Source organism: Microcoleus sp. A006_D1 (genome assembly GCF_036702805.1).
GTDB lineage: Bacteria > Cyanobacteriota > Cyanobacteriia > Cyanobacteriales > Microcoleaceae > Microcoleus.
In genome coordinates this window covers 382,557-405,243 of sequence record NZ_JAUBVZ010000003.1, presented here as the reverse complement: position 1 = coordinate 405,243, position 22,687 = coordinate 382,557, and the positions used below count along the sequence as shown (strand labels likewise).

The window sequence follows — 22,687 nt, the reverse complement described above, 5'->3', positions numbered from 1 at the left end:
GGGGCGGGTTTAGCTAAAAATCTATGAGACAACCGAAGAGATTAGTTCAAAACCCGCCCTCTTAGAAAGAGAAAGAGCTAAAAATCTATGATACAACCGAAGAAATTAGTGTCGAAAATTCTGTTTTAACAACTTTAACAATAACAGCACCCAGCCATATGTACCGAGTGATTCCCTCTTTTTTCAACTTCGATGCGGAGTTGCAATAATCCTCGGATTCACTTGCATTGCTCCCCTCTAATTAGTTGAGGAAGTATCAGCTTTGTTGGTGGGTGCTGCTATTGGTTTTTAATGAGACAGATGTGAGATTAAACAGCGTTTTACTCCTTTGATTCTCTTGTGAACTTCGCTGTGATATTTAGATGTTGTATCTGTCGGAGAAGCTTTTTGTTTGCTTCATATTATTAATGTAGCACCTTTTTGTAGAAGCGCAAGCACCTGCAACTAAACTTTACATTTGTAGCAGTAACTGCGGATAATTATGAAATTAAATGAAGCATCGAGCTTTCTAGCTGCTCAGCTAAAATAGTAGAGTCTGGCTGTGCCTGCTGCTGCGAGAAACAGGCATAATATTTATATGAAAACAACCAAACTCATCAAACTGTGCGCTTTATCGCTGAGCATTTTCCTGCTGTGTAGCAGTGTCGCGACAGCGCAACCAATGGCGAATCCTCAACCGCAGCAGACTTATACTAACCAAGACATTCTGCAACAGTTGGTGAAGGCGAAAATCGTGTATCTGGGAGAAACCCATGATAGCATCGAAGACCACCAGGCTCAACGGGCGATAATCCGAGAAATGCAGCGGCAAAATCCGAAAATTGCGATCGCGATGGAGATGTTTCAGCGTCCGTTCCAAAGTGCGATCGACAACTACTTAGCTGGTAAAATCACAGAAGAGCAATTAGTCGAGCAAACAGAGTACGATCGCAGATGGCGATTTCCCTGGGAATATTACGCCCCGATTTTGCGGTTTGCCGCATTAAAACAACTACCAGTCCTCGCCTTAAATACCCCGTCAGAAGTCACGAGAAAAGTTGCCACTCAAGGTCTAGAAAGCCTCACAGCAGAGGACAAACAGCACATTCCGCCAATTTCGGAAATTCGCACCGACAACGCCGAATACCGACAAATGCTGCTCGAAGTTTATCAACAACACCAAAAATCAGCCCAGGGAAATAGTACAGCCTTTGAAAGATTTTTGCAAGCTCAAGTTTTGTGGGATGAAACTATGGCCGAAAAAATAGCTGAATTTGTCAAATCACACCCCGACTATCAAGTTGTAGTGTTGGCGGGGAAAGGGCATATTGTTTACGGTTACGGCATTCCCAGCCGCGTCGAGAGGCGTTTGGGAGTCGGAAATGTAAAAGTGCGATCCGTTTTATTCAGTTCGCCCGCAGATACTCCTTTGTCCGCAGACAAACCCATGGCTGACTTTGTTTGGCAGCACTCGGAATAGTACAATTTTACTCGCAAGCAATTATCGGGAAAAGTCAATGACAAACAGACCAAAAATACTGGCATTTGCCGGAAGTACCCGCGAAGCATCCTACAACAAACTGCTGGTAAAAGTTGCGGCGGCGGGCGCAATGGCGGCGGGCGCCGAAGTTACTTATCTAGATTTGCACGATTTACCGCTGCCGCTATTTGACGAAGATTTGGAAGCCAAAGAGGGAATCCCAGAAAATGCCCGGAAGTTAAAGGAATTGATGGTAGCTCATGACGGGTTTTTGATTGCTTCCCCGGAGTATAATAGTTCGATTACGGCTGTGTTGAAAAATGCGATCGACTGGGTATCGCGCCCAGTCACTGGTGAACCGGGATTGGTGGCATTTACTGACAAAGTAGCGGTAATTATGAGCGCTTCCCCTGGCGGACTTGGCGGTTTGCGGGGATTGATACATTTGCGATCGATCTTGGGTAATATTAACGTGTTCGTACTCCCAGATCAGAAAGCAATTTCTCAAGCTTTTCAAGCATTTAATGCTGACGGTACGATGAAAGATCCCAAACAGCAGGAGTCTATTGAGAATCTCGGCGCTAAGTTGTCTAATGTGCTGTCGAAATTAATCGCGTGAGGCGATAGATTCATTTGGTAGTAGGGACACAATATTGTTGTGTCCCAATCCTGGTATCTGTTATTTGGCAGGCTGCATTAAGTGCGATTCATAGAATAAAACCCTTGAAACGGCATTGTTAAAATCCCCAAAATTCGACTAATTTCATTAATAAAAAAGTCTCGCTTGTCAATATAAATTGTACTGTTACTCAACTTAAGAAACTTCCAATCAGTACCCGTAGTCACAGCCCCATAAATACTAGCAATTTGCTCTCCGCTGCGCTGATTAAATAATTGGGCGGCTACCATTTCGGCAATACACTGGCCTAAACCCGATTTAATACTTTCATTCTTAGCCTCTGTGAGAGTAATGACGGGGGCGCGAATTTCATAGGAATCCTTCGATGCGGTGAGAATATAATCGCAATAGCCATTCAAACCTGCTTCTACATCTACATTGAATTCTGAACCCGAGAAAAAACCAACTTGAAAATTAAATTGCCGCCTGACTTCCAATAATATTGGGGCAATAATTAACTCAGCGCGAGCCTTTTCGGTATTAATTGCAGTAGCTAAAGACAGGTTTTCAGTTAAAGTAGTTTGCAAATAGGAACTTGGCTGTACCTCCGGGATATCGCCAAACAAATCTAAAGGTTCTTCTACGGTTAAATTAAAAGATTCTCTAACTTTAGCTAAAGTTGTAAAGTCACTGTATGCCACAGGTTAACCTCCTTGCTTGATTTGGGCGATCGAGTCCTAAAATTGCTACAATCATAGTTGATTGCCTGTTATACTCACCCCCAAATTAACATGACATTCACCGGAGATCCAAATTCAGCACCTGTTTTACCGACAGCCGCAGAAGCAGCGGTTGCCAAAACCAGTAGCCGCGCTTTAGAATCGCACTTAGAAAATCATCCGTCTGGCGAATCCCTCAAATTGATATTAGATGAAAAAGAGGGCAAGACAATTGATATCCCAGCCGCCGCATTACCCCTGCTGTTAGCGATTTTGCAACAGACAAGTAGTGGCAATACTGTTAAGCTGATTCCGCTTACCCAGGAACTAGATATCTGGCAGGTTGCTACAATATTGAATGTTGACCGCGAGTATGTGTGGAAGTTACTAGATGATGGCGAAATTCCTCACAAAATGGTACGCGGCTATCGCCGGATAGGTTACGAAGATGTCATGAAGTACAGCCAGCATAGTTACGAAGAAAGTATGAAAATAATGGATGAGCTTGTTGCTGAATCAGAAGCACTAGGTTTGTACGATTAAAACATGACAATTTTTACTGTTGTTTATGATGCTAACATCTTATATTCCGCAGCGTTGCGCGACTTCTTTGTACAGTTGGCAGTTAACAAAATAGTTAAGGCCCGTTGGACAGAAGAAATTCACAGCGAGTGGATGAGAAATGTACTTCTCAACCGTTCGGATATCGCGCCAGAACAGCTTGTCCGAACCAAAAATTTGATGAATGCAAATGTTAAAAATTGCTTGGTACAAGGCTATGAGACAATTATACAAGATTTGGAACTTCCCGATCCGGGCGATCGCCATGTTTTAGCAGCAGCAATTCATTCTCACGCAGATTTTATCGTTACTTTCAATCTCAGAGATTTTCCTGCTGACAAACTCAGACAATATAATATTGAACCGCTGCACCCAGATGAATTTATGCTGCGCTTGCTCAACTTCAACTGGCAAGGTGTATGCAAAGCAGCGGAAAAACAAAGAATCAGGCTCAAGAATCCGCCAAAAACGCCGGATGAGTATTTGGAAACGCTGATAGAATTGGGACTGCCGCTGTCAGCAAGTCGGATGCGAGAATTGTGCTATGCTGATTAGGTCGATCGACTATTGAAAATTTATTTTATACAAAAAATAGCTCGTTGAAAAACTACCACAAATTTTACCAGCACCGCATCACCCGATCGACCTAAAAGAAAACCACCCGATCGCACATTGGCAGCCACAGACCAGAGCAAGCATAATTTAACCATCGGTCATCGGTCGGTTATATTTGACAAAAACCGCACGGCAGGGGTGGGAGACTCCTCCGTCACACCTGCCATGCAGTTTTATTTGATAATTGTGCGATTTGTGCGATCGCTCCACTACGATAACATAGGTTTGTAATAGGTTCGTAGTGAGGACTTCAGTCCTTCTTTCTTGCGGACTAAAGTCCTCACTACAAACCTATTTGGTTCGAGGCGACATTAATATCAGCCCAACTTTTTCTTTTTCCAAGCCTCAACAAACGGCAAAAACACCGATACCAACTCCTGCCGATTCATCACCAAAGTCGGATAAGAAACCCTCTCATAATTCTTCCCCACTTCCAGCGGAAAAATCGCCTGCGCCTCCAGCGGCAGCCAAACCGCACCAGCAGCCTTCACAATTACCCAACTCCCAGCAATATCCCAAATTTTCGGAGTCGCTTCTACTCCTCCCATAGCCACACCCGAAGCCACAGTTAAAAAATTGTAACTAGCCATACCGAACATCCGAATTTTACTCGGAAGATGAGCCCCGATGCCCACACTCCGGGAACACAAATTAAAAATATGATTTCCGCTCATTTTATCAGCACTCGGGCGAATCGGGCGATCGTTTAAAAACGCACCTTGAGGCATATTTGTCAATATATCATTGTCCCCGAAATCCTCTGCATAAAAACCGTGAAAAGTTTGATTCAGCAGCGGCAAATGCACGCAGCCAAAAACCGGAGTTCCGCGATACAATAAACCCAAAGAAATCCCCCAAATCGGAATTCCCCGAGCAAAATTAGTGGTAGCATCGAGAGGATCGACAACCCAACACCATTCAGTATCAGGTAAAACGTGTTCTCCTTCTTCGCTCAAAATCCCGTGACTGGGGAAAGCAAGTGCGATCGCATTTTTAATCTCCGCATCCGCCCAATTGTCAGACTGCGTAACCAAACTGCCATCATCTTTCTCATCCGCTTGTGCAGAACCGAAATCTTTCAAAAACTGCTGTCCAACTGTATTGACAGTAGTCTGAGAAAAAGTTAAAATTGAATTCCAAAAATCTTTCATTTGACTAACAACTAACAACTAAGGGAGATGGGGAGAGAATTCTCCAATTCCCAATTCCCAATGAATATTGACTAATAACTAATGACTAATGACTAATGACTGAGAGGGCGGGTTTTGCCCTTTTTTTAGTCATTTGTATCATATATCCTTAGCTAAACCCGCCCCTACAAAATGCTAATGACTACTGACTATTGACTACTGACTAATGACTACTGACTACTGACTACTGACTAAACCTTAGTCTAAGTCATTTTCCAGAATAGTTGCGATCGCACTTTTAGCATTATCCTGAAACTCCGCAACATCCACCCTACCCAACAGCCAAACAGCCAGAATCATACCCACCGCCGGCACAGCAAAAACCAACCCATAAGCCAACATCGGCACCCCAAACAAACTCCTGCCAAAATCCAAAATAGCACCACCGCTAACCGTCGCCACACCCCGCGCCATCGCCTGCGACAAACCCCAAGCGCCAATAAAAGTCCCCGCAGTTTCCGCAGCCGTCAAATCCAACATCAAACTCAGCGCGCCCGTCGTCGTAATCCCCGAAGCTAACCCGAAACACATCAAAGCCGACTTAAACACAATTGGATTACCAGTAAATCCCGATAAAATAATCAAACCAAAACAAGCAGCCACCGACAAACAACCCAATCTAATCGTATTTTGCTTGCCGATGCGGGGTACAATTAAAAAACCAGTTACACTCAAACCGATGAGCACACCAGTACCGTAAATAGCATTCAACTGCGTACTTTCGGAAATCGGCATCTTAAAAATTTCCCCGCCGTAAGGTTCCAAAACCGCATCCTGCATAAACAAACAAATCGTCATCACCAGCAGGAAAGTGAAAAACAAACCGGTTTGGCGGCTAGCAGTCAAAATTCGCAGCGCACTTCCCAGAGTAATTTTATCTTCTCGATTCACTGCGAGCGATCGAGCTTTGTAACGCGAATACTTTTTCTCAACCCCAAAAGTCGCAATCCCCACCAACAGCAAAACCACCGCCGGCACTTTCACAAACAAACCATTAATCGAAGCCTGCAAAACTTCCCGGGGCACATCCCCATCAATCTGCTTCAGCAAACCGCTGCTGACAATCGCCCCGATAATTATACCAACCATCAGCATCGACCATACCACACCCACCAACTTCGATCGATCCTCCTCATCCGAAACATCCACCAACAAAGCCGCAAAAGGAGTCGAGCTCGAACAAATCGCAATCCCGTAAACAGCAAAAACCAAACCCAACAAACCCACCCAACCGTAAGTAGGAGTCGTCCACCCCACAGCCTCCAAACTAGCGCCCAAGCGCCACATTACCTGCACCGCCAAAAAAGCCGAAATCACAAATAAAACGCTTCCTACCCACACGTAACCCGTGCGGTGATGCCCAAACAAAGGCTTAGCATCAGACATCTGCCCGAACCACACCCTAGCCGGGGCGACAAACTGGTGCATAGCCAGGGTACCAGCCACCACAGTAGCCGGAATCGCCAACTCCTTAATCATCACGCGATTGAGCACTCCCAGGGTCAAAATCGACATCATGCCCAGCCCCATCTGAAACAAACCCAGCCGGAACATAGTCAGCAAATTAACCCGCTTTTGGGCAGCGGTGGTAGCATCTGTTAATCTAGAATTTGGCAAACGGTCGATCGACATAACTATTCAAATAAACAGAGCATCAGGATTTATAGTAACTGAGATCGCAGCCACCAGCCGCCTTTCCTCCTCCAGCTAGAAGCTCAATTCCGTCTTTTTATATAAAAATAATAGACAATAAAGAATTGTGGATTTACCAACCGTGACAACCATTACCCTAGGACAAAAAGGCCCAGCCGTCATTCCCCTGTGCGTCGGAACTTGGGCGTGGGGCGACAAACTATTTTGGAATTACGGCAGCAACTACGGCGCCGCCGAAGTAGAAACAGCATTCAAAACATCCCTAGACGCGGGAGTCAACTTTTTCGACACAGCCGAAGTCTACGGTAACGGCTTATCAGAAAAATTGCTGGGGCAGTTTATCAAAAAAACCAGCCAACCCGTGCAAATAGCCACCAAATTCGGCCCCGTACCTTGGCGGATTACAGGAAAATCAGTTTCCGAAGCCTTAAGTGCCAGCTTAAAACGCTTGCAAGTAGAACAAATAACCCTCTACCAAGTGCACTGGCCATTCACTTTTTTGCTGAGTCAAGAAACCTTGATGAACGCCTTAGCAGATGAAGTAAAACAAGGCAGAATTCAAGCAGTAGGAGTCAGCAACTATTCCGAAGAACAGATGCGCGAAGCCCACAAAATATTAGCAGCCCGAGGCGTTCCCCTCGCAACAAATCAAGTTCGGTACTCATTGCTGTCGCGCCAAGTAGAAAAACAAGGAATTGTGCGTGCAGCCCGCGAATTGGGAGTAACAATTTTAGCATACAGCCCCTTAGCCCAAGGATTGCTGACAGGCAAATACACCGCCCAAGAACAACCTACAGGAGCTCGCAAAATGGACTCCCGCTTCAGCAAAGCTGGCATCGATAAAATCGAATTAGTCATGTCAACCCTGCGGAAAATGGGCAGAAAGCGCGATCGCACGCCAGCCCAAGTTGCCCTAAACTGGTTGATAGCCCAAAACGGAGTCATCCCAATTCCCGGCGCCAAAACCGCCAGACAAGCCGAAGAAAACGCAGGCGCCCTAGGCTGGACTTTAAGCCAAGATGAAGTCAACCAACTAGAACTAATGACACGTCCCTGGCTAGAATAAATAGAACTTATTCACTGGCAATCATAAACCGGGTTTTTTAACCAAAATACACAGATTCTACCCTGCAAATTAGGTAAAAAACCCGGTTTCTTTAGCTTAATGCGTAAGTAATTCCTGTTCAAACTTTTATATCCGTTAAATCCGTTAAAAAATCCGTTGCCGAACTTCCCTCTATCCGTGACATCCGTTAAATCCGCTAAAAAATCCGTTGCCGAACTTTCCTCTTCCTATGAAACTATTAACAGACTGGGGCTTCACCCGCGAAGGCTGGCGCAAAAACAGCCGCGGCGAATATTTAGTATTACTTCAAGGAGCATTGCTCGCAGGATTTGCCATCTTACCAGTTTATCAAATACCTGGATTCAAAATTCAATCAACTCAATTAATTTATCTTACCTGGTTTTTGGCAAGTATGCTCGGCTTAGGCGCATTAATTTTAATCATCAAAGGATTGATAGACTTAGGAAAAAACCTCACACCCTTACCCTATCCCATAGAAAACGGAGAATTAATCCAACCAGGAATTTACAGCATAGTGCGGCATCCATTATACAGCGGCTTAATTTTAGCCGCCCTCGGCTGGACAATTTTTCAAATGAGCTTATCCCATCTCATAGCCAGCGCAATTTTACTGATATTTTTTGACATCAAATCCAACCGCGAAGAAACCTGGTTAACCGAAAAATATCCCGACTATTCCGAATATAGCCAGCGAGTCAAAAAAATCATTCCAGGAATTTATTAACAGTTTTAGATTGCGGTTTGAATCAAGCGTTCTGTGATATACTCGACGATCGCAGGTTGTAGCATTAAACTTGTTGATGCGCTATCATTGAGCGATCGCCGATCTTCAATGAGCGATCGCTCCGCCAGCGCCTCCAACGCTTCCATCAGTGGCCGTCCAGCAATTTTGGGCAAAATTTCAGCTTTTAGCTTCGCAGGAGTCGCTGCTTCTTGGTTAATGGCCAACCAGTACATGATTTGTTGTTGGAGGGGAGACAGGCGATCGAATTGGCGATCGAGCAAATCCCACAAATCGCTAAAAACAGTATTTCCTTGCAATAAAAATGCCTGAATATCACCGCCAAAAATATTTTTAATCGTGGTGGCTGCAATTTTGATCGCCAGGGGATTACCGCCAAAGTAGTTGACAATATCTCTACTTTGTAGTAGCGTTGCCTTTAATCCTTTATCCGCAAGGATTTGCTGGCATACAGGCGGTGAAAGGCCGCAGAGTTTGAGCGATCGCACGGGTAAATTTTCGCCCGATCGCACAGCGAACCCTCCCGGTTGTTCTCTTCCGGTTAAAATCAGACAACTGTGGTGGGATTCGTCAGCAATGCGGGCAAATAACAGTCCGTAATCTTCATAACCTGGTTGATATTGTCCGCTGCGATTTCCCCCTTGCAAAATCGATTCCAGATTGTCGAAAATTAACAAACAGCGTTTTTGCCGCAACTGTTCCATCAGAGTAGAAATATAGTTATTTGTTGTCGCTTCTGAACCAGTTAAAATCTGTAAAATATTGCTAATGATAACATCTAAGGTTGGTGCTTGCTGCAAACTGCGCCAAATCACAAATTCAAATTGAGATTGAATTTGCTGAGCGAATTTGACAGACAGAGAAGTTTTGCCGATACCGCCAAGTCCAAAAATACCGATCGCACGGGTAGAATTGCCACTAATCCAAGTTTCTAATGTTTCCAATTCCTGTATGCGGTTGTAAAAATGGGAAATATCGATCGCCTCTCCCCAATCTTGGATGCAGTTATCTAGTGGGCTGCTGTGCTGGTAGCGGCGCAAGACTGCTTGAAGATTTTGCTTTGAGACTTTTTCACCAATAATTTTAGAGAGAGTTCGCCACAAATGCGAACCGACTTGTTTAATATAATCGTGTTCGTAAAGTAAGCGAGTTGCTATCTCTTGATAAGAATGTCCTTCCCAAGTTTCCAGAAAGACGAGGGATTGAATGTCATTGAGTTTTTGCTTTTTGTTAGCGGATTGTAACAAAATGTCGATTAGGGCGATCGCCTCTTGTGCTGTCATAAATTGTCATATTAATCTATTCAGTATATTTACCGATTATTCTGAATGGGGGTTGTTTTTCAGGATAGAAAACAAATTTATTGAATTAACCGCAAGGTAGTCCATTTTATATTCTGCGGTTGAAACCGCATCTATACGAACGAAGCCCCTCTCTAAGAGAATGAGAAATAAGAGGGATATTTAAACCGGATTTGGGATGAGGTCAATTCCACAATCTCAAATCTAAAAGCGATTGAGTGAATTTACGTAAGTTTACAAAAGCTTGTCACTTTTTCTCACCGCCAGGGCGATCGGGGTGGTTTATTCTTTGAATTAAGGCAGAGCAAAAACAGTTCATAGTTCAACTGCCGATTGTGAGAAAATAAGATTATGAAGAAACAACTAATAACGGGATTAACGTTGGCTGTATTGAGTTTTGGAATGGTTGTAGAAACTGTTAGCTATCAAGAGCCAAAGGCAGTAGCAGTTAATTTTCCAAATTTTGAGCCTGGTTTAAAGATTGAGGGCAATGTAGCTCAATTATTTATACCAAAGGATTTGATGGAAGCAGTCTTGACACAAGCCCTGAAAGTTAATGAGCAGCGTTTGAAAGATACAGCCTTTAATCGATTCACATTAAAGGGTACAGACTGCAATGTAGTAGGAGACAAATTGCAAGTGAGTGGGATACTCCAAGTAGAACACAGAGAACTGCTTGTCAAGAACCCTATCACAGGTAAGAAACACTACAGCCCTTGGATTTCCGTAAGTGGGCGGGTAACGCAGTTGTTTGGTATTCAAGTCAAAAATAACCAAACTGTAGTCAGCAATATAGGAGCGCCTAAAATAGAAGGATTAGAGGCAAGATGGTATGCTGAACTAATTAGTTTGGCAGGTAGATATGTTGGCCCTTCACTTGCGCCTAAACTAACTAAGGAATTGAGTAATTTCAATGGATTGAATGTACGACAGTTTGCAATTGATAAAAGCACCCCTTTGATAGCTTCTAAGCTTGGAATTACTCAAGATATTGTGAGAAAAGCTTTAGAGCAAAATATAGGTTCTATTAACGCAGGAATTAACAATCAATCAAATTTTGTACTTTCGTTCACTTTACCTCAATTAAAGTAAAGCCAGTTTGGAAATGTGAGTGGTGATATACGCTCTTAGGTAGATGCTAGTTGCTCAGGTAGCTGGATTACCGACTGATACCAAATCCGGGTTAAAAACCCCCTTTATTGCTTAAGAGGAAGAGAAGGGGAGAAATTAGCGACTAATCATCAAGGGTGTAGTAAACCCGGATTTAATATCACGTTAATTTACGAATTCACAAAGCGTTACAAAAGTCTGTCACTTTTTCTCACCGACAGGGCGATCTGGATGGTTTATTCTTTGAATTAAGCCAGAGAACAAGTAGTTCAGGCTATATGTAGGCGGCCTGCTTATCAGATGTGCATCAATCGAAAAGAATACGGCTTTGTGTTTGAACACTGATCAAATTCAAGAGAGGCTATTAAATTATGGCAGACCTTATAATCGCTATCCGAACGGGAGACGTAAAAAAGGGGGGGACAGATTTTGATGTTGATGTACAACTTATCTACTCCGATGGCTCACAATCTAACTGGAAGACATTAGATAATCCTGGAGATGATCGTGAGAGAGGTAATCTGAACGTCTATCGAGTCGATGGAGGTTCAGGTGAAGTTGCCAAACTGTCAATGCGTGTAAAGCATGAGCCAGCACATGTAAATGATGATGTGAGCTATGACGCTTGGTACTTGTCCTGGATTGCTGTTACTAGAACTAACCTGTCGGGTAAACAGCTTTTCTATAAACCTAATATGTGGGTAGAGGTTGCTCAAGGCGATCCCAACTGGCATGACGTGGGTCTAGGTAGTCCAGACTTGTCTATTCCTGGAGAAGTAATTATAGAGATTACCAGTGCAGTTGTAGGCATTTTTGGCTAGTTGTAGATTACAAGTAGCCTAACATTCGCTTGGAGCGGACTGATAAAAGACCTTAGTACATTGCGAAGGTTGTTTGCAGCCGCTCAAGAGTTGAGCTATCGAAGCAGCCTGCGCGTTTGTAAAATCTGATTTGCTCCATTAGTTTGATCGCCAACAATATACCAAACTACTAGCGATTAGAATGGCGATCGCACCTCGTCACCCCTTCACTCCCTCACCCAATAACGGGAAATGAAGGTTGCAGGTGCGATCGCCCTTTCCTCTGACTAATGACTGATGACCAATGACTAATGACCAATGACTACTGACTTTCATTCATGCCGCCTACCATCAGGCATCACCGCACCCTTTAAATTCGCCCCTGCCAAATTAGTATCCAACAGCAAAGCATTCCTCAAATTAGCACCCTGCAAATTAGCACCTTCCAGATTAGCCATCCACAGATTAGCCCCCTCTAAGTTCGCCCCCTCCAAGTCAGCATTAACGAGAAAAATACCTTTCATAAAAGCACCTGTTAAATTAGCATTTTTTAATTTACTCCCTCCCAAATAAGCATCCTCTAAAAACGCCTTTTCTAAATTGCTTCCCTCCAAATTTGCCCCTACCAAATTGCTGCTAATCAGGTAAACACCAGCCAAATTTGCCTGTTTCAAGTTAGCCTTTACCAAATTGGCACTCCACAAATTGGCATCTTTGAGGTTGGCATTTTCTAAATTGACGCCTTCGAGAAAAACAGCACTCAAATTAGCCCCTGAAAGATTGCAGCCCCGGCATTCTCTGGCTACAAGCAACTGTCGGACTTGATGCTTGACTGAGGAACCGTTGGCTGCGAAAATTATTAAACCTGTAGTTGCTAAGCCGATCGCACAAACAGTCCCCATCCCGATCGCACTTACAATTTTTCTTTGTGTCATGCCTCGAAAACCGCTGTTAGTATAAAAAGATACGCATAAAATCTAGTGTTGGCGATCGAGTTTTTGCCCACTCTTCCCTTCCCTTATGAAAAAACAGTTAAAACTTCAATTGTTAACGATCGCCCTCATCTCGATCCTAGCAACAATCGGCGTCGGGTGCGATCGCATTCTCGAAAAACCCTTTCAACTCCCCGCCTCAGCCAAACAAGAACCCTGGCCTGTTAAAATCGGCCTCCGAACAGCCATTCTCCGCGACAACATCCCAACAGTCAACCGCATAGTTCTCGTACCCGACGAAGCGACATTCTTAGCAGCAATCCAAAAGTGGAACCTCAAAGGAAACTGGCCGATTCTCATCGAAGACAAGAAATATGTGCCGATGTTTTTGCAGCGCTTCAAACCCGAAGAAATCGTCCGTTTACCCAGCATCAAACAGCAACTCCCAAAAAATCAAAAACTCCAACAATTAATGCTCAAAAGTGCAGCAGCCGCCTGGAATGCCACGGATGCTCAAACCTTAAAAGCAAAATGGCAGGAACTCGGTTGGGAACCGCCAGGAGTAGTAATTACATCAGAAAATGACCCCGCGCGCATAGCAGCAGTTGCCTTAGCAGCCGCCCGCGGCCAACCCTTAGTATTTCTGGAAGGCAACTTCGGAAAACCCAACGATAACCTCAATGAGGCACAGTGGAAAAATCTGCAAACAGCAGTTACCAAAGCGGTCGAATCCACCGGATATTTTTACTCGCAACTGGGAGACGAGATCGACACAATTACCATTGTACGCCAACTAGCAGTCAAATATCAATCCCCGCAAAACAAAGACGAACAATTAGCTGTTACAGACGGTTTGGGACGGCACCCCAACGGCGAACGCTGGGCGGCGGCTGGCTGGATTTACGGTTCCCAAGTGCGATCGATCTATCAAGCCATGTGCGCCATATTTCTCGACAGCGAAACAGCCATGCTTTATGATAGCTACCCAAAAGAAGGAAATTGGGGAAAATACGAAATGGAGTCAGCAGCTAGCGGACTCAAAGCCATAGGTTTGAATGTCGAATTAGTCCAGCAACCCGATTCTAGCCTGCAAACATGGCGGAGTTTAGCATCAAAACCCTGGAGGTTTGACTTAATATTGATGAATTCCAAAGGCTATCCAAAATCATTTCAAGTCGGCGACGGCGATGCCCCAGTTGACGATATACCAAAACTCCAATTTCCCGCAGCAATTCACATGATCCACAGTTGGTCAGCATCAGATCCAGATGATGCAAGTACCGTTGCCGGCAGGTGGTTGCAAAATGGCGCTTACGCCTATATTGGCAGCGTCAACGAACCTTTGTTATCTGCATTTATTCCACCTAAAATAATGGTCGATCGCCTGAAGCGAGGATCACCCTTTTTAATCGCAGCCCGCCAGCTAGAATCCCCTCCCTGGAAAGTCGCCACCATCGGCGATCCGCTAATGTCGATCGCCAAACCCAGACCCAGAATTGGGCCCGCGCAACAACCAATTTGATCTTGGGTGCGATCGAACAACCGCAATCAAAAAGGTTTGTAGTGAGGACTTCAGTCCGCATCAAGCACGGAGGACTAAAGTCCTGCCTACAAACTTTCAATTTAAGATTGTTCGTCCAATCTAAAATCTCAAATCGAAGTGTTTAGTTTAACTAATTTATACCTGACTGCCAGCTCACCGATCCAATCGTGCGATCGCCAGAACCTCTAACACTGTAGATATAGTTAATTAGGATTATCACTCAGTTTATTGCAGTTTGAATGTCACTGAGCATACAGTCACCTAAAATTCACTCACCCTCAGAAGCGGTAATTCTACCCCAGCCGCCAGCCCCAAAAATCCGCCCTAAAATACACCTTAATTAACTTGTCAATTCCCCTAAAATCACTCAAAATGAGAATAAGAAATAAAATGTAATATTTATCTAACTTCTCACAGAAGAATTAACCCCTAAATGAGAGCCACCCATCCTGTGGATCTGCCGCCACCCGGGCCAACCGCAGAAACTCCGCATTCCTCCCGCCTCAGCCCGTTGTTCAACCGCCTGCATCCGAGCCCAGAAACCCTCCTGCTCATCCTCTCCCTAGTCATTGGGGGAGTTACGGGTGTAGGCGTCGTCACATTTCACTACCTCATCCACTTGATCCACAGCCTGATGCTGGAAGACTTCATGGGGGCGATCGCCTCGAAAGGCTCTTGGACACTAGCGTGCATTCCCACCCTCGGCGGAGTCATCATCGGGCTAATGCGCTGGCGATTTCGGGATTTTGGCCCGAATATGTCATCCTTAATTGCCGCCACCCGCGGGCTGCAAGAACTCTCCCCCCTCAAACCCATCACCAAAATGGTGGCCGCCTCAGTATCCCTCGGCACCGGCGCCTCCCTCGGCCCGGAAGCCCCCAGCGTCGAAATCGGCGCCAACTTCGGAATGCTGCTAGCTCAAGTCTTGCAGCTCTCCCCAGACAGGCAGCGCTTGCTCCTCGGCGCCGGAGCCGCAGCAGGCTTATCTGCCGGATTTAACTCTCCCATCGCCGGAGTCTTTTTTGCCTTAGAAGTCGTGCTCGGCAGCACCTTCGCCACTTCCTCAGTCAGCGTTGTGTTGCTCTCCGCCGTAGTTTCGGCGCTGATAGCTCAAATTTGTTTGGGAGCTCAGCCGGCTTTTGCTTTACCTGTCTACGATGTCCGCAGCCCCCTAGAACTGCCGCTGTACATGGGATTGGGACTTTTGGCGAGCGGAGTTTCCGTAGCTTATACAGAAGCAATTCAATTGGCCGATCGCTGTTTTCAAGGAAAAGTCCAAGGATTTGCTTGGCTGGGACGACTGCCCCGGCCGCTTCATCCCATCATCGGCGGGGCTTGCGTCGGCTTAGTTGCCCTGCAATTGCCTCAAATTTTGGGCGTCGGCTACGAAACAGTCCAAGCCATGCTCCAAGATGTGAAATTTTCTTTGCCTTTGTTGCTGCTGCTACTTTTCGTCAAACTGGCAATGACAGCAATCAGTCTCGGCAGCGGTTTAGTCGGCGGGATATTCGCTCCGGCGATGTTTTTGGGCGCTTCCCTGGGTTCGGCTTACGGCATCTTTCTGGAAATGATCCCGGCTATGAGCGATCGAGTCGCAGGCCCTCCCGCCTATGCCATGGTGGGCATGGCCGCCGTCCTCGCGGGTAGCGCCAGAGCACCGCTGACAGCCATCCTGTTGATGTTTGAATTAACCCGCGATTACCGGATTGTCTTGCCTTTGATGGCCGCAGTCGGATTGAGCGTTTGGCTGGTGGAGTGCGTCAACCGTCGATCGACCGCCCACAGCCTCAACCTCCAACAAATGGGCGTAGACGTAGCTGTCAATACACCGATCCAAGCCAGAGAACAGTTGCAGGATTGGGAAGATGCTTTGGGCGATCGGATTGTCACAGAGTTGATTTCTTGCCAGCTTCCCATTGATGAGCAACATAGTATCGAAGAGCCCGCGTTGGCGATGGCTAATGCACATTTGCTAGAAGATGTCAAGCCTTTGCCCGAAACAAAATAAGCTGTTGAAGTGCGATCGACTGAAGGTTGCTTCCTTACCAAACTAATACCCGAAAACCTAAAGATTGCAACCATGATATTTATCAACCCAAAAACAGATTACGCCTTCAAAAAAATCTTCGGTTCCTCAGAAAGCACAGACATTCTGATCAGCTTTCTCAACGCCCTAATTTACGAAGGCAATCCCACCATTGAAGATTTAGAAATCATCAACCCAAATCTGCCCCCAAAAGTTGAAGGTTTAAAAGACACTTATCTTGATGTCAAAGCAAAACTCAGCGATGGGACTTTAGTAATCATCGAAATGCAAGTGTTAAACGTGCAGTCTTTTGGGAAGCGAGTTTTGTACAATGCAGCAAAAACTTACGCATCTCAATTACGAGCAGGAGAAGGCTATCGAATGCTCAAACCAGTGATTGCTTTGACAATAACTGATTTTGAAATGTTTCCGAACAGTGCGAATTTAATTTCGAGGTTTGTATATAAAGAAGTAAAGACTAACTTGACTTATCCCGAAAACGATGTGGATTTAGTATTTGTAGAGTTGCCGAAGTTTAGGAAAGAAGAGCAGCAACTAGAAACAATAGCAGATAAATGGATTTATTTCATGAAATATGCCAGAAGTTTGACATCGGTTCCCGAAACAATGGATAGCATACCGGAAATACATAAAGCATTTGAGATTGCGAATCAAGCCAAGTTAAGCCGGGAAGAAGTAGCAGATTTGGAAAGCAGAGAACAGTCTATTTATGACCAACAGGGAGCGATTATTAAAGCTGCTGAGGAAGGAAGAGAGGAAGGAAGAGAGGAAGGCAGAGAAGCAGGAAGAGAGGAAGGACAGCGAGAAAAGGCGATCGCGATCGCCCGACAATTACTTTCACGCCTAGACGATGAAACCATCAGCCAAACTACAGGGCTGAGCCTTGAGGATGTGCGGAATTTGCGAGGGAGCAATTCCTAACAATTCCTCCGAACCTAAATTACTGTAGCCCGCGGCAAAATCCTCAATTTATCAATACCAACAATCAACCCGATCGCCATGATATTTATCAACCCAAAAACAGATTACGCCTTCAAAAAAATCTTCGGTTCCTCAGAAAGCAAAGACATTCTGATCAGCTTTCTCAACGCCCTGATTTACGAAGGCAATCCCACAATTGAAGATTTAGAAATCATCAACCCAAATCTGCCCCCAAAAGTTGAAGGTTTAAAAGACACTTATCTTGATGTCAAAGCAAAACTCAGCGATGGGACTTTAGTAATCATCGAAATGCAAGTGTTAAACGTGCAGTCTTTTGGGAAGCGAGTTTTGTACAATGCAGCAAAAACTTACGCATCTCAATTACGAGCAGGAGAAGGCTATCGAATGCTCAAACCAGTGATTGCTTTGACAATAACTGATTTTGAAATGTTTCCGAACAGTGCGAATTTAATTTCGAGGTTTGTATATAAAGAAGTAAAGACTAACTTGACTTATCCCGAAAACGATGTGGATTTAGTATTTGTAGAGTTGCCGAAGTTTAGGAAAGAAGAGCAGCAACTAGAAACAATAGCAGATAAATGGATTTATTTCATGAAATATGCCAGAAGTTTGACATCGGTTCCCGAAACAATGGATAGCATACCGGAAATACATAAAGCATTTGAGATTGCGAATCAAGCCAAGTTAAGCCGGGAAGAAGTAGCAGATTTGGAAAGCAGAGAACAGTCTATTTATGACCAACAGGGAGCGATTATTAAAGCTGCTGAGGAAGGAAGAGAGGAAGGAAGAGAGGAAGGAAAGCTAGAAGGAAAGCGAGAAGAAAAGCTGACGATCGCCCGACAACTACTTTCACGCCTAGATGACGAAACTATCAGCCAAACCACAGGGCTGACGCTTGAGGATGTGCGGAATTTGCGATCGCCCGATTCATAGTTTAAACTCCTTGGGGTCGATCGCACATCGCCCACCCATCATCGCCCACACTCAACCCCTCGATCGGGCAGACAGTGGCGCTACCCTCCACTCTGGGCTAAAATAATCAAATATTATTAACAATCGGCCCAGAGGAGCTTCGGTGGCAGGAAACGAGGCAACTGCAAAAAACAAAAGTCAAAATATATCAGGAAAAACCCCCTTGGGTTCCAGTCATTACGGCTTGTTAGGGCTGCATCCTTCAGCCTCCGCGATCGAAATTCGGCGATCGTACCGGGAACTGAGCAAACTCTACCATCCCGATACCACCGACTTGCCACCCGCAGTCGCTACCGCCAAATTTCAGCAGCTAAACAACGCCTACGCCACCCTCAGCAACCCAGAACGTCGCCTCGCCTACGACCTCAAAATAGGCTATTCTCGCCTGAACGTGATTCAGTCGCCCCCAGGCTTCAATACTCCGGTTTCTCGATCGGGCCAAAAAACTTCTAACTCGGCTTACCTAGACCCCACGGATCGCCCTCTGTCCCCAGGAGAAATATTCGCTCTGTTTATCATGGGATCTACTTTAGTCGGATGTTTGGTACTGGCGATCGCGATCGGCTTAATTCGTGGCAATTAAACAGTCCTGGATGCAAAAAGTAGTTTGACGCACTACTTATCAGCCTCTTGGTGCGGTGTGCGTCGCCCTACATATACTTCCCTCTTCCCTCTTCCTTCTTCCCTCTTCCCTCTTCCTTCTGCTATAAAATCTAAAATCAAATGACTCTTCCTTCCGCTGACACTCCTTTATACAGCCATCCACTCCCGGAAATCGAGCAGTGGCTAATCAGTCGCGGCTGCCAGCAAGACCGGGCAGAACTCAACTGCTGGCAGATCGATCGACCTACTTGGAAAGCAGAACTCTCCCTCGATATCGATCAAGTTACCATTCGTTACATCGATGCTGGAGCCGACGGCCAAGACATTCAGCGAGCCTTCAAATACTCCCTCTCGCGTCACGACATTGAAGATGCCGTTTTCTCAGGCCCCTAATTTGATTTTAGATTGGCGATTTGAGATTTTAGATTTCGGAATACAGGTCAGAATCAACACCTAATGGGAAACTGAGAAATTAATCTAAAATCTCAAATCCAAAATCTCAAATCGTCAGACTTTGCCAAATCGGCGATTGCGCTGCTGATAAGTAGACAAAGCGCGGTGAAACTCCGATCGATCAAAATCCGGCCACAGCGTCTCAGTAATGTAAATTTCCGCATAAGCCATTTGCCACAGCAGAAAATTGCTCAACCGCATTTCCCCGCTCGTCCGAATCAGCAAATCCGGATCGCAAACATCAGCAGTATACAAATAGCGTTTAAATAAAACCTCATCAATCTCCTCCGGCTGCAACTTGCCCTCTTGCACCTGAGTGGCGATCGCCCGACAAGCCTGTACAATCTCCTGGCGGCCGCCATAATTCGTCGCCACCCGAAACAGAATCCCCTGATTGTGCTGAGTTGCCGTCACAGAACGCTCAATTTCCGCCTGCAAAGACTTCGGCAAAGCCTTCAAATTCCCCATAAATTGAATTTGCACGTCCTCGTCCACCATCTCCCGCAATTCTTGCCGCAGCTTGCCCTCAAACAAACTCATCAAAAAGTCCACCTCCCCGGCCGGCCGCCCCCAATTCTCCGTCGAAAAAGCATAGGCCGTTAAAGCTGGAATCCCCCAATCTTTGCAGCAGCGCAGCAATTCCTTCAGAGCGCTAGCCCCCCGGCGGTGGCCCGCAATCCGTGGCAACCCCTTATTCTTAGCCCAGCGCCCGTTCCCGTCCATAATCACCGCGATGTGCTTAGGCAGTAGTTCTTGTTGTAGATCCGCAGGCAACTTTTGCAAGCAAATTCCTTGACTCATGGTTTCTCCCGATTACCCGACTAACGGCGCAGTATCCGTTTTAACAGTGTCACTCCCTTCAATCCTATCTGCCGTCCGAAATTGCCGATCGGAATTGGAGCCACAGCTCTTTCTCCCTCCGACGGAAACAGCTTTGCTTCCAGCAATTCCTTAAGTTTGCTGCTAGTCAAAGGTCGATTCAAAGTTCCCATCTGCGCCAGAGAAATCGAACCCGTTTCCTCCGACACCACGACGCACACGCAAGCTTGCACCCGTTCTGTAATCCCCATCGCAGCTCGGTGGCGGGTTCCCAACTGCCGCGATGCACTGCGATCGGACAAAGGTAAAATTACCCCCGCCGAGACGATCCGCGAAGCTCGAATCAACACAGCACCATCGTGCAGCAAAGTTTGCGGCTGAAAGATCGTCTGCAACAATTCCTTAGAGACTTCAGCATTTAGCTTAACTCCCGGCACAGAGAAATCCCGATCGTCGATCGGAGAATCTGTTTCTACAATTAATAAAGCGCCAGTGCGGTTTTGCGAAAGTTCTTTTACTGCGTCCACAATTTCATCTATTACGCTGTCCGGTGCGGGAGTTGGTCGGCGATCCCGTCCAAACAATTGTATAATTTCCCCCCTACCCAATTGTTCCAGAAATCGGCGAAATTCCGACTGCAATATGACCGCCATTGCCACAGCCGAACCAGTCACCAAACTGTTGAGGGCAACGTGCAACAGTCTCAATCCAGCCCAGTTACTCACCGCCGCCGCCAGCATCAAAATAATAAATCCCCTTACCATCCATAGCGTCCGCCGCTCCCCAACAATGACGAGCACCAAATACGCAAGGGCAAATACCAGTCCAATATCGATCGCCTGAATCAATAAGGACTGAATAAGGCCAAAGTCATAGCCAGATTGTTGATTGTTCATGGTTCATCGAATCCTATCGCCTGTGAACCGCGAACTATGATGCACTCGAACCCGTGAACCATGAACAGTTGTTATTCCAATCGCGTGACTGAACAAACCAAAAGTAAAAAGTTAAAAGACAATCATTAAGAAATCCCAATGAATTATCTTACTTTTTACTTTTTACTTTTTATTTTTTACTTTTGAGTTCCGAGTCGTTCCGGAAGGCGGTCAAACCTCAGTAAGTCCTGGTAAGTTTCCCGCTGTAAAATCGTGTTAACTTCCCCATTGTTCACTAAAACCGCTGCCGGTCGAGGCACTCGGTTGTAGTTAGAAGACATACTGTAGTTGTATGCCCCTGTCGCCGTCACCGCCAGGATATCTCCCGCGTGACACTCCGGCAATTTGGCATCTTTAATCAGAACATCGCCTGACTCGCAGTGTTTTCCAGCAACTGTTACTGTTTCCGTTAAGGGAGCAGACATTTTGCCGGCTGCGACGATTCGATAAACTGATTGATAGGTAATAGGACGCGGATTGTCCGACATCCCGCCATCTACAGCTAAATACGTCCGCATTCCCGGAATGACTTTTTGAGAGCCCACCGTATAAGCGGTGACGCAGGCTGTACCGACGAGCGATCGACCCGGTTCGCAAAGTAATTTGGGTAATGGCAATTGCTGCCGATCGCAAGCTGCCACCACTGCGGTACAAATTGTCCGAGCCCAATCTTCAATGCTAGGAGGATCGTCCGTCTCAGTATAGCGAATGCCCAACCCGCCGCCAATATTAATTTCTTTCGCTGGCAAACCATAACTAATGGCTTTTGTCAAGGCCTGAACTATGACATCGGCTAAATCGTCGTGGGGTTGCAGTTCAAAAATCTGAGAGCCGATGTGAGCGTGGACTCCCACGCAACATAAGGATGGCTGTTGGCTGATGAACTTAAATACTCGATCGAGCGAATTGGGATCGAAGCCAAATTTACTATCGATTTGACCCGTCTGAATGTACTCGTGGGTGTGACACTCAATTCCAGGAGTAAACCGCACCATAATTCGTATCGGCTCACCGGTTTTGCTGCTGACACCCAATTTTCCCAAATCTGCCAGAGTCTCTAAATCCTGCCAATTGTCGGCTACGGTAGTGCAGCCGCTTTCGACAGCTAGCTGGATTTCCTCGCGAGACTTGTTGTTACCGTGGAAGTAGATTTTGTCGGGACTAACGCCAGCTTGCAGTGCAGTATGGATTTCGCCGGCAGATACGACATCGATGCCTAAACCTTCCGAAGCTGCGATCGCGCAAACCGCCAAACAACTCCAAGCTTTAGAAGCATAGAGCACTTGAGTTTCGCCCGGATAGTAACGCGCAAAAGCATCCCGGTACTGGGTGCAAGCCGCCCGCAGCGTTTCTTCATCTAAAATGTACAGTGGCGAGCCAAATTGCTCCACCAAGGCTGTCACCTCGCAGCCTCCGATTTCCAGCCGATCTCGGCTGTTAACACTGGCTGTCAGCGGTAACAGTTCTTGATTGGGCGATCTACTTTTCGGGGCTACTTGAGACTCAGACAGGTACTGAAGTCCAGATTCCACCCTGAGAGATTGAGTTGATACCATCGGCGCAATAACTATCCTTGGTTATTTTT

General features: G+C 45.8%; 23 protein-coding genes. 15 read left to right on the top strand and 8 right to left on the bottom strand.

What is annotated here, in order from left to right; all coding sequences use genetic code 11:
• The first annotated feature begins 577 nt into the window (after nucleotides 1-577).
• Together QUB68_RS07435 and QUB68_RS07430 are read left to right on the top strand one after the other, a co-directional pair.
• Complete coding sequence (locus QUB68_RS07435; protein WP_332990845.1) at nucleotides 578-1,459, top strand: ChaN family lipoprotein; 882 nt, start codon at nucleotides 578-580, stop codon at nucleotides 1,457-1,459.
• Nucleotides 1,460-1,496: 37 nt separating this feature from the next.
• Nucleotides 1,497-2,078: an NADPH-dependent FMN reductase gene (locus QUB68_RS07430; protein ID WP_332990843.1), complete on the top strand. Its 582-nt coding sequence runs from the start codon at nucleotides 1,497-1,499 to the stop codon at nucleotides 2,076-2,078.
• A gap of 77 nt (nucleotides 2,079-2,155) precedes the next feature.
• On the opposite strand, the gene QUB68_RS07425 is transcribed toward QUB68_RS07430, so the two are convergent.
• Nucleotides 2,156-2,779, bottom strand: a complete 624-nt coding sequence (locus tag QUB68_RS07425) for a hypothetical protein (protein ID WP_332990841.1) — start codon at nucleotides 2,777-2,779, stop codon at nucleotides 2,156-2,158.
• 90 nt (nucleotides 2,780-2,869) lie between these two features.
• On the opposite strand from QUB68_RS07425, the gene QUB68_RS07420 reads away from it, so the two are divergent.
• The 3 genes from QUB68_RS07420 to QUB68_RS07410 all read left to right on the top strand — a co-directional run bounded on the left by QUB68_RS07420 (nucleotide 2,870) and on the right by QUB68_RS07410 (nucleotide 4,204).
• Nucleotides 2,870-3,340 carry an excisionase family DNA-binding protein gene (locus QUB68_RS07420; RefSeq protein WP_332990839.1) on the top strand — a complete coding sequence of 157 codons (471 nt, stop codon included), beginning with the start codon at nucleotides 2,870-2,872 and terminating at the stop codon, nucleotides 3,338-3,340.
• Nucleotides 3,341-3,343: 3 nt separating this feature from the next.
• Entirely contained in the window at nucleotides 3,344-3,913 is a 570-nt protein-coding gene (locus QUB68_RS07415; protein WP_332990837.1) for a PIN domain-containing protein, read from the top strand.
• 117 nt (nucleotides 3,914-4,030) lie between these two features.
• On the top strand, nucleotides 4,031-4,204 hold the full coding sequence (locus QUB68_RS07410) for a hypothetical protein (RefSeq protein ID WP_332990836.1): 174 nt from the start codon (nucleotides 4,031-4,033) through the stop codon (nucleotides 4,202-4,204).
• A gap of 86 nt (nucleotides 4,205-4,290) precedes the next feature.
• Here QUB68_RS07410 and QUB68_RS07405 read toward each other — a convergent pair whose 3' ends face one another.
• Nucleotides 4,291-5,124 carry an inositol monophosphatase family protein gene (locus QUB68_RS07405; protein WP_332990834.1) on the bottom strand — a complete coding sequence of 278 codons (834 nt, stop codon included), beginning with the start codon at nucleotides 5,122-5,124 and terminating at the stop codon, nucleotides 4,291-4,293.
• 237 nt (nucleotides 5,125-5,361) lie between these two features.
• Nucleotides 5,362-6,795: a BCD family MFS transporter gene (locus QUB68_RS07400; RefSeq protein ID WP_332990832.1), complete on the bottom strand. Its 1,434-nt coding sequence runs from the start codon at nucleotides 6,793-6,795 to the stop codon at nucleotides 5,362-5,364.
• 142 nt (nucleotides 6,796-6,937) lie between these two features.
• Here QUB68_RS07400 and QUB68_RS07395 point away from each other — a divergent pair, with 142 nt between their 5' ends.
• Together QUB68_RS07395 and QUB68_RS07390 are read left to right on the top strand one after the other, a co-directional pair.
• Complete coding sequence (locus QUB68_RS07395; RefSeq protein WP_332990831.1) at nucleotides 6,938-7,882, top strand: aldo/keto reductase; 945 nt, start codon at nucleotides 6,938-6,940, stop codon at nucleotides 7,880-7,882.
• 229 nt (nucleotides 7,883-8,111) lie between these two features.
• Nucleotides 8,112-8,627, top strand: a complete 516-nt coding sequence (locus QUB68_RS07390) for a methyltransferase family protein (protein ID WP_332990829.1) — start codon at nucleotides 8,112-8,114, stop codon at nucleotides 8,625-8,627.
• Nucleotides 8,628-8,632: 5 nt separating this feature from the next.
• Here the strand turns inward: QUB68_RS07390 and QUB68_RS07385 are convergent, their stop codons facing one another.
• The gene (locus tag QUB68_RS07385; protein WP_332990827.1) at nucleotides 8,633-9,928 is read right to left on the bottom strand and encodes an NB-ARC domain-containing protein; all 1,296 of its coding nucleotides are present in this window, start codon (nucleotides 9,926-9,928) and stop codon (nucleotides 8,633-8,635) included.
• Nucleotides 9,929-10,297: 369 nt separating this feature from the next.
• Between QUB68_RS07385 and QUB68_RS07380 the strand changes: the two genes are divergently transcribed.
• Together QUB68_RS07380 and QUB68_RS07375 are read left to right on the top strand one after the other, a co-directional pair.
• A complete protein-coding gene (locus QUB68_RS07380; protein ID WP_332990825.1) occupies nucleotides 10,298-11,038 on the top strand; it encodes a hypothetical protein in 741 nt (246 codons plus the stop codon).
• Between the two features lie 389 nt (nucleotides 11,039-11,427).
• Complete coding sequence (locus tag QUB68_RS07375) at nucleotides 11,428-11,877, top strand: PLAT/LH2 domain-containing protein (protein WP_332990823.1); 450 nt, start codon at nucleotides 11,428-11,430, stop codon at nucleotides 11,875-11,877.
• 311 nt (nucleotides 11,878-12,188) lie between these two features.
• On the opposite strand, the gene QUB68_RS07370 is transcribed toward QUB68_RS07375, so the two are convergent.
• Entirely contained in the window at nucleotides 12,189-12,791 is a 603-nt protein-coding gene (locus tag QUB68_RS07370; RefSeq protein WP_332990822.1) for a pentapeptide repeat-containing protein, read from the bottom strand.
• Nucleotides 12,792-12,876: 85 nt separating this feature from the next.
• Here QUB68_RS07370 and QUB68_RS07365 point away from each other — a divergent pair, with 85 nt between their 5' ends.
• From QUB68_RS07365 to QUB68_RS07340, 6 genes are all read left to right on the top strand, one after another.
• The gene (locus QUB68_RS07365; RefSeq protein ID WP_332990820.1) at nucleotides 12,877-14,310 is read left to right on the top strand and encodes a hypothetical protein; all 1,434 of its coding nucleotides are present in this window, start codon (nucleotides 12,877-12,879) and stop codon (nucleotides 14,308-14,310) included.
• Between the two features lie 454 nt (nucleotides 14,311-14,764).
• A complete protein-coding gene (locus QUB68_RS07360; RefSeq protein WP_332990818.1) occupies nucleotides 14,765-16,339 on the top strand; it encodes a chloride channel protein in 1,575 nt (524 codons plus the stop codon).
• 72 nt (nucleotides 16,340-16,411) lie between these two features.
• On the top strand, nucleotides 16,412-17,299 hold the full coding sequence (locus QUB68_RS07355) for an Rpn family recombination-promoting nuclease/putative transposase (RefSeq protein WP_332990815.1): 888 nt from the start codon (nucleotides 16,412-16,414) through the stop codon (nucleotides 17,297-17,299).
• 78 nt (nucleotides 17,300-17,377) lie between these two features.
• Nucleotides 17,378-18,253 (top strand): Rpn family recombination-promoting nuclease/putative transposase, encoded by an 876-nt coding sequence (locus tag QUB68_RS07350; protein ID WP_332990812.1) that lies wholly within the window; start codon nucleotides 17,378-17,380, stop codon nucleotides 18,251-18,253.
• 142 nt (nucleotides 18,254-18,395) lie between these two features.
• A complete protein-coding gene (locus QUB68_RS07345; RefSeq protein ID WP_332990810.1) occupies nucleotides 18,396-18,875 on the top strand; it encodes a J domain-containing protein in 480 nt (159 codons plus the stop codon).
• Between the two features lie 140 nt (nucleotides 18,876-19,015).
• Nucleotides 19,016-19,288: a DUF3143 domain-containing protein gene (locus tag QUB68_RS07340; RefSeq protein ID WP_332990808.1), complete on the top strand. Its 273-nt coding sequence runs from the start codon at nucleotides 19,016-19,018 to the stop codon at nucleotides 19,286-19,288.
• Between the two features lie 114 nt (nucleotides 19,289-19,402).
• On the opposite strand, the gene QUB68_RS07335 is transcribed toward QUB68_RS07340, so the two are convergent.
• From QUB68_RS07335 to lysA, 3 genes are all read right to left on the bottom strand, one after another.
• Entirely contained in the window at nucleotides 19,403-20,149 is a 747-nt protein-coding gene (locus tag QUB68_RS07335; RefSeq protein WP_332990806.1) for an isoprenyl transferase, read from the bottom strand.
• Nucleotides 20,150-20,169: 20 nt separating this feature from the next.
• The gene (gene cdaA, locus QUB68_RS07330; protein WP_332990805.1) at nucleotides 20,170-21,063 is read right to left on the bottom strand and encodes a diadenylate cyclase CdaA; all 894 of its coding nucleotides are present in this window, start codon (nucleotides 21,061-21,063) and stop codon (nucleotides 20,170-20,172) included.
• Between the two features lie 176 nt (nucleotides 21,064-21,239).
• Nucleotides 21,240-22,658 (bottom strand): diaminopimelate decarboxylase, encoded by a 1,419-nt coding sequence (lysA, locus tag QUB68_RS07325; protein WP_332990803.1) that lies wholly within the window; start codon nucleotides 22,656-22,658, stop codon nucleotides 21,240-21,242.
• Nucleotides 22,659-22,687 lie beyond the last annotated feature (29 nt).

What these genes read in the sequence shown, in the direction of transcription:
- QUB68_RS07435 (WP_332990845.1), top strand. Translation starts at nt 578, where the DNA reads ATGAAAACAACCAAACTCATCAAACTGTGCGCTTTATCGCTGAGCATT.
- QUB68_RS07430 (WP_332990843.1), top strand. Translation starts at nt 1,497, where the DNA reads ATGACAAACAGACCAAAAATACTGGCATTTGCCGGAAGTACCCGCGAA.
- QUB68_RS07420 (WP_332990839.1), top strand. Translation starts at nt 2,870, where the DNA reads ATGACATTCACCGGAGATCCAAATTCAGCACCTGTTTTACCGACAGCC.
- QUB68_RS07415 (WP_332990837.1), top strand. Translation starts at nt 3,344, where the DNA reads ATGACAATTTTTACTGTTGTTTATGATGCTAACATCTTATATTCCGCA.
- QUB68_RS07405 (WP_332990834.1), bottom strand. Translation starts at nt 5,124, where the DNA reads ATGAAAGATTTTTGGAATTCAATTTTAACTTTTTCTCAGACTACTGTC.
- QUB68_RS07400 (WP_332990832.1), bottom strand. Translation starts at nt 6,795, where the DNA reads ATGTCGATCGACCGTTTGCCAAATTCTAGATTAACAGATGCTACCACC.
- QUB68_RS07390 (WP_332990829.1), top strand. Translation starts at nt 8,112, where the DNA reads ATGAAACTATTAACAGACTGGGGCTTCACCCGCGAAGGCTGGCGCAAA.
- QUB68_RS07385 (WP_332990827.1), bottom strand. Translation starts at nt 9,928, where the DNA reads ATGACAGCACAAGAGGCGATCGCCCTAATCGACATTTTGTTACAATCC.
- QUB68_RS07380 (WP_332990825.1), top strand. Translation starts at nt 10,298, where the DNA reads ATGAAGAAACAACTAATAACGGGATTAACGTTGGCTGTATTGAGTTTT.
- QUB68_RS07375 (WP_332990823.1), top strand. Translation starts at nt 11,428, where the DNA reads ATGGCAGACCTTATAATCGCTATCCGAACGGGAGACGTAAAAAAGGGG.
- QUB68_RS07370 (WP_332990822.1), bottom strand. Translation starts at nt 12,791, where the DNA reads ATGACACAAAGAAAAATTGTAAGTGCGATCGGGATGGGGACTGTTTGT.
- QUB68_RS07365 (WP_332990820.1), top strand. Translation starts at nt 12,877, where the DNA reads ATGAAAAAACAGTTAAAACTTCAATTGTTAACGATCGCCCTCATCTCG.
- QUB68_RS07360 (WP_332990818.1), top strand. Translation starts at nt 14,765, where the DNA reads ATGAGAGCCACCCATCCTGTGGATCTGCCGCCACCCGGGCCAACCGCA.
- QUB68_RS07355 (WP_332990815.1), top strand. Translation starts at nt 16,412, where the DNA reads ATGATATTTATCAACCCAAAAACAGATTACGCCTTCAAAAAAATCTTC.
- QUB68_RS07350 (WP_332990812.1), top strand. Translation starts at nt 17,378, where the DNA reads ATGATATTTATCAACCCAAAAACAGATTACGCCTTCAAAAAAATCTTC.
- QUB68_RS07340 (WP_332990808.1), top strand. Translation starts at nt 19,016, where the DNA reads ATGACTCTTCCTTCCGCTGACACTCCTTTATACAGCCATCCACTCCCG.
- QUB68_RS07335 (WP_332990806.1), bottom strand. Translation starts at nt 20,149, where the DNA reads ATGAGTCAAGGAATTTGCTTGCAAAAGTTGCCTGCGGATCTACAACAA.
- cdaA (WP_332990805.1), bottom strand. Translation starts at nt 21,063, where the DNA reads ATGAACAATCAACAATCTGGCTATGACTTTGGCCTTATTCAGTCCTTA.
- lysA (WP_332990803.1), bottom strand. Translation starts at nt 22,658, where the DNA reads ATGGTATCAACTCAATCTCTCAGGGTGGAATCTGGACTTCAGTACCTG.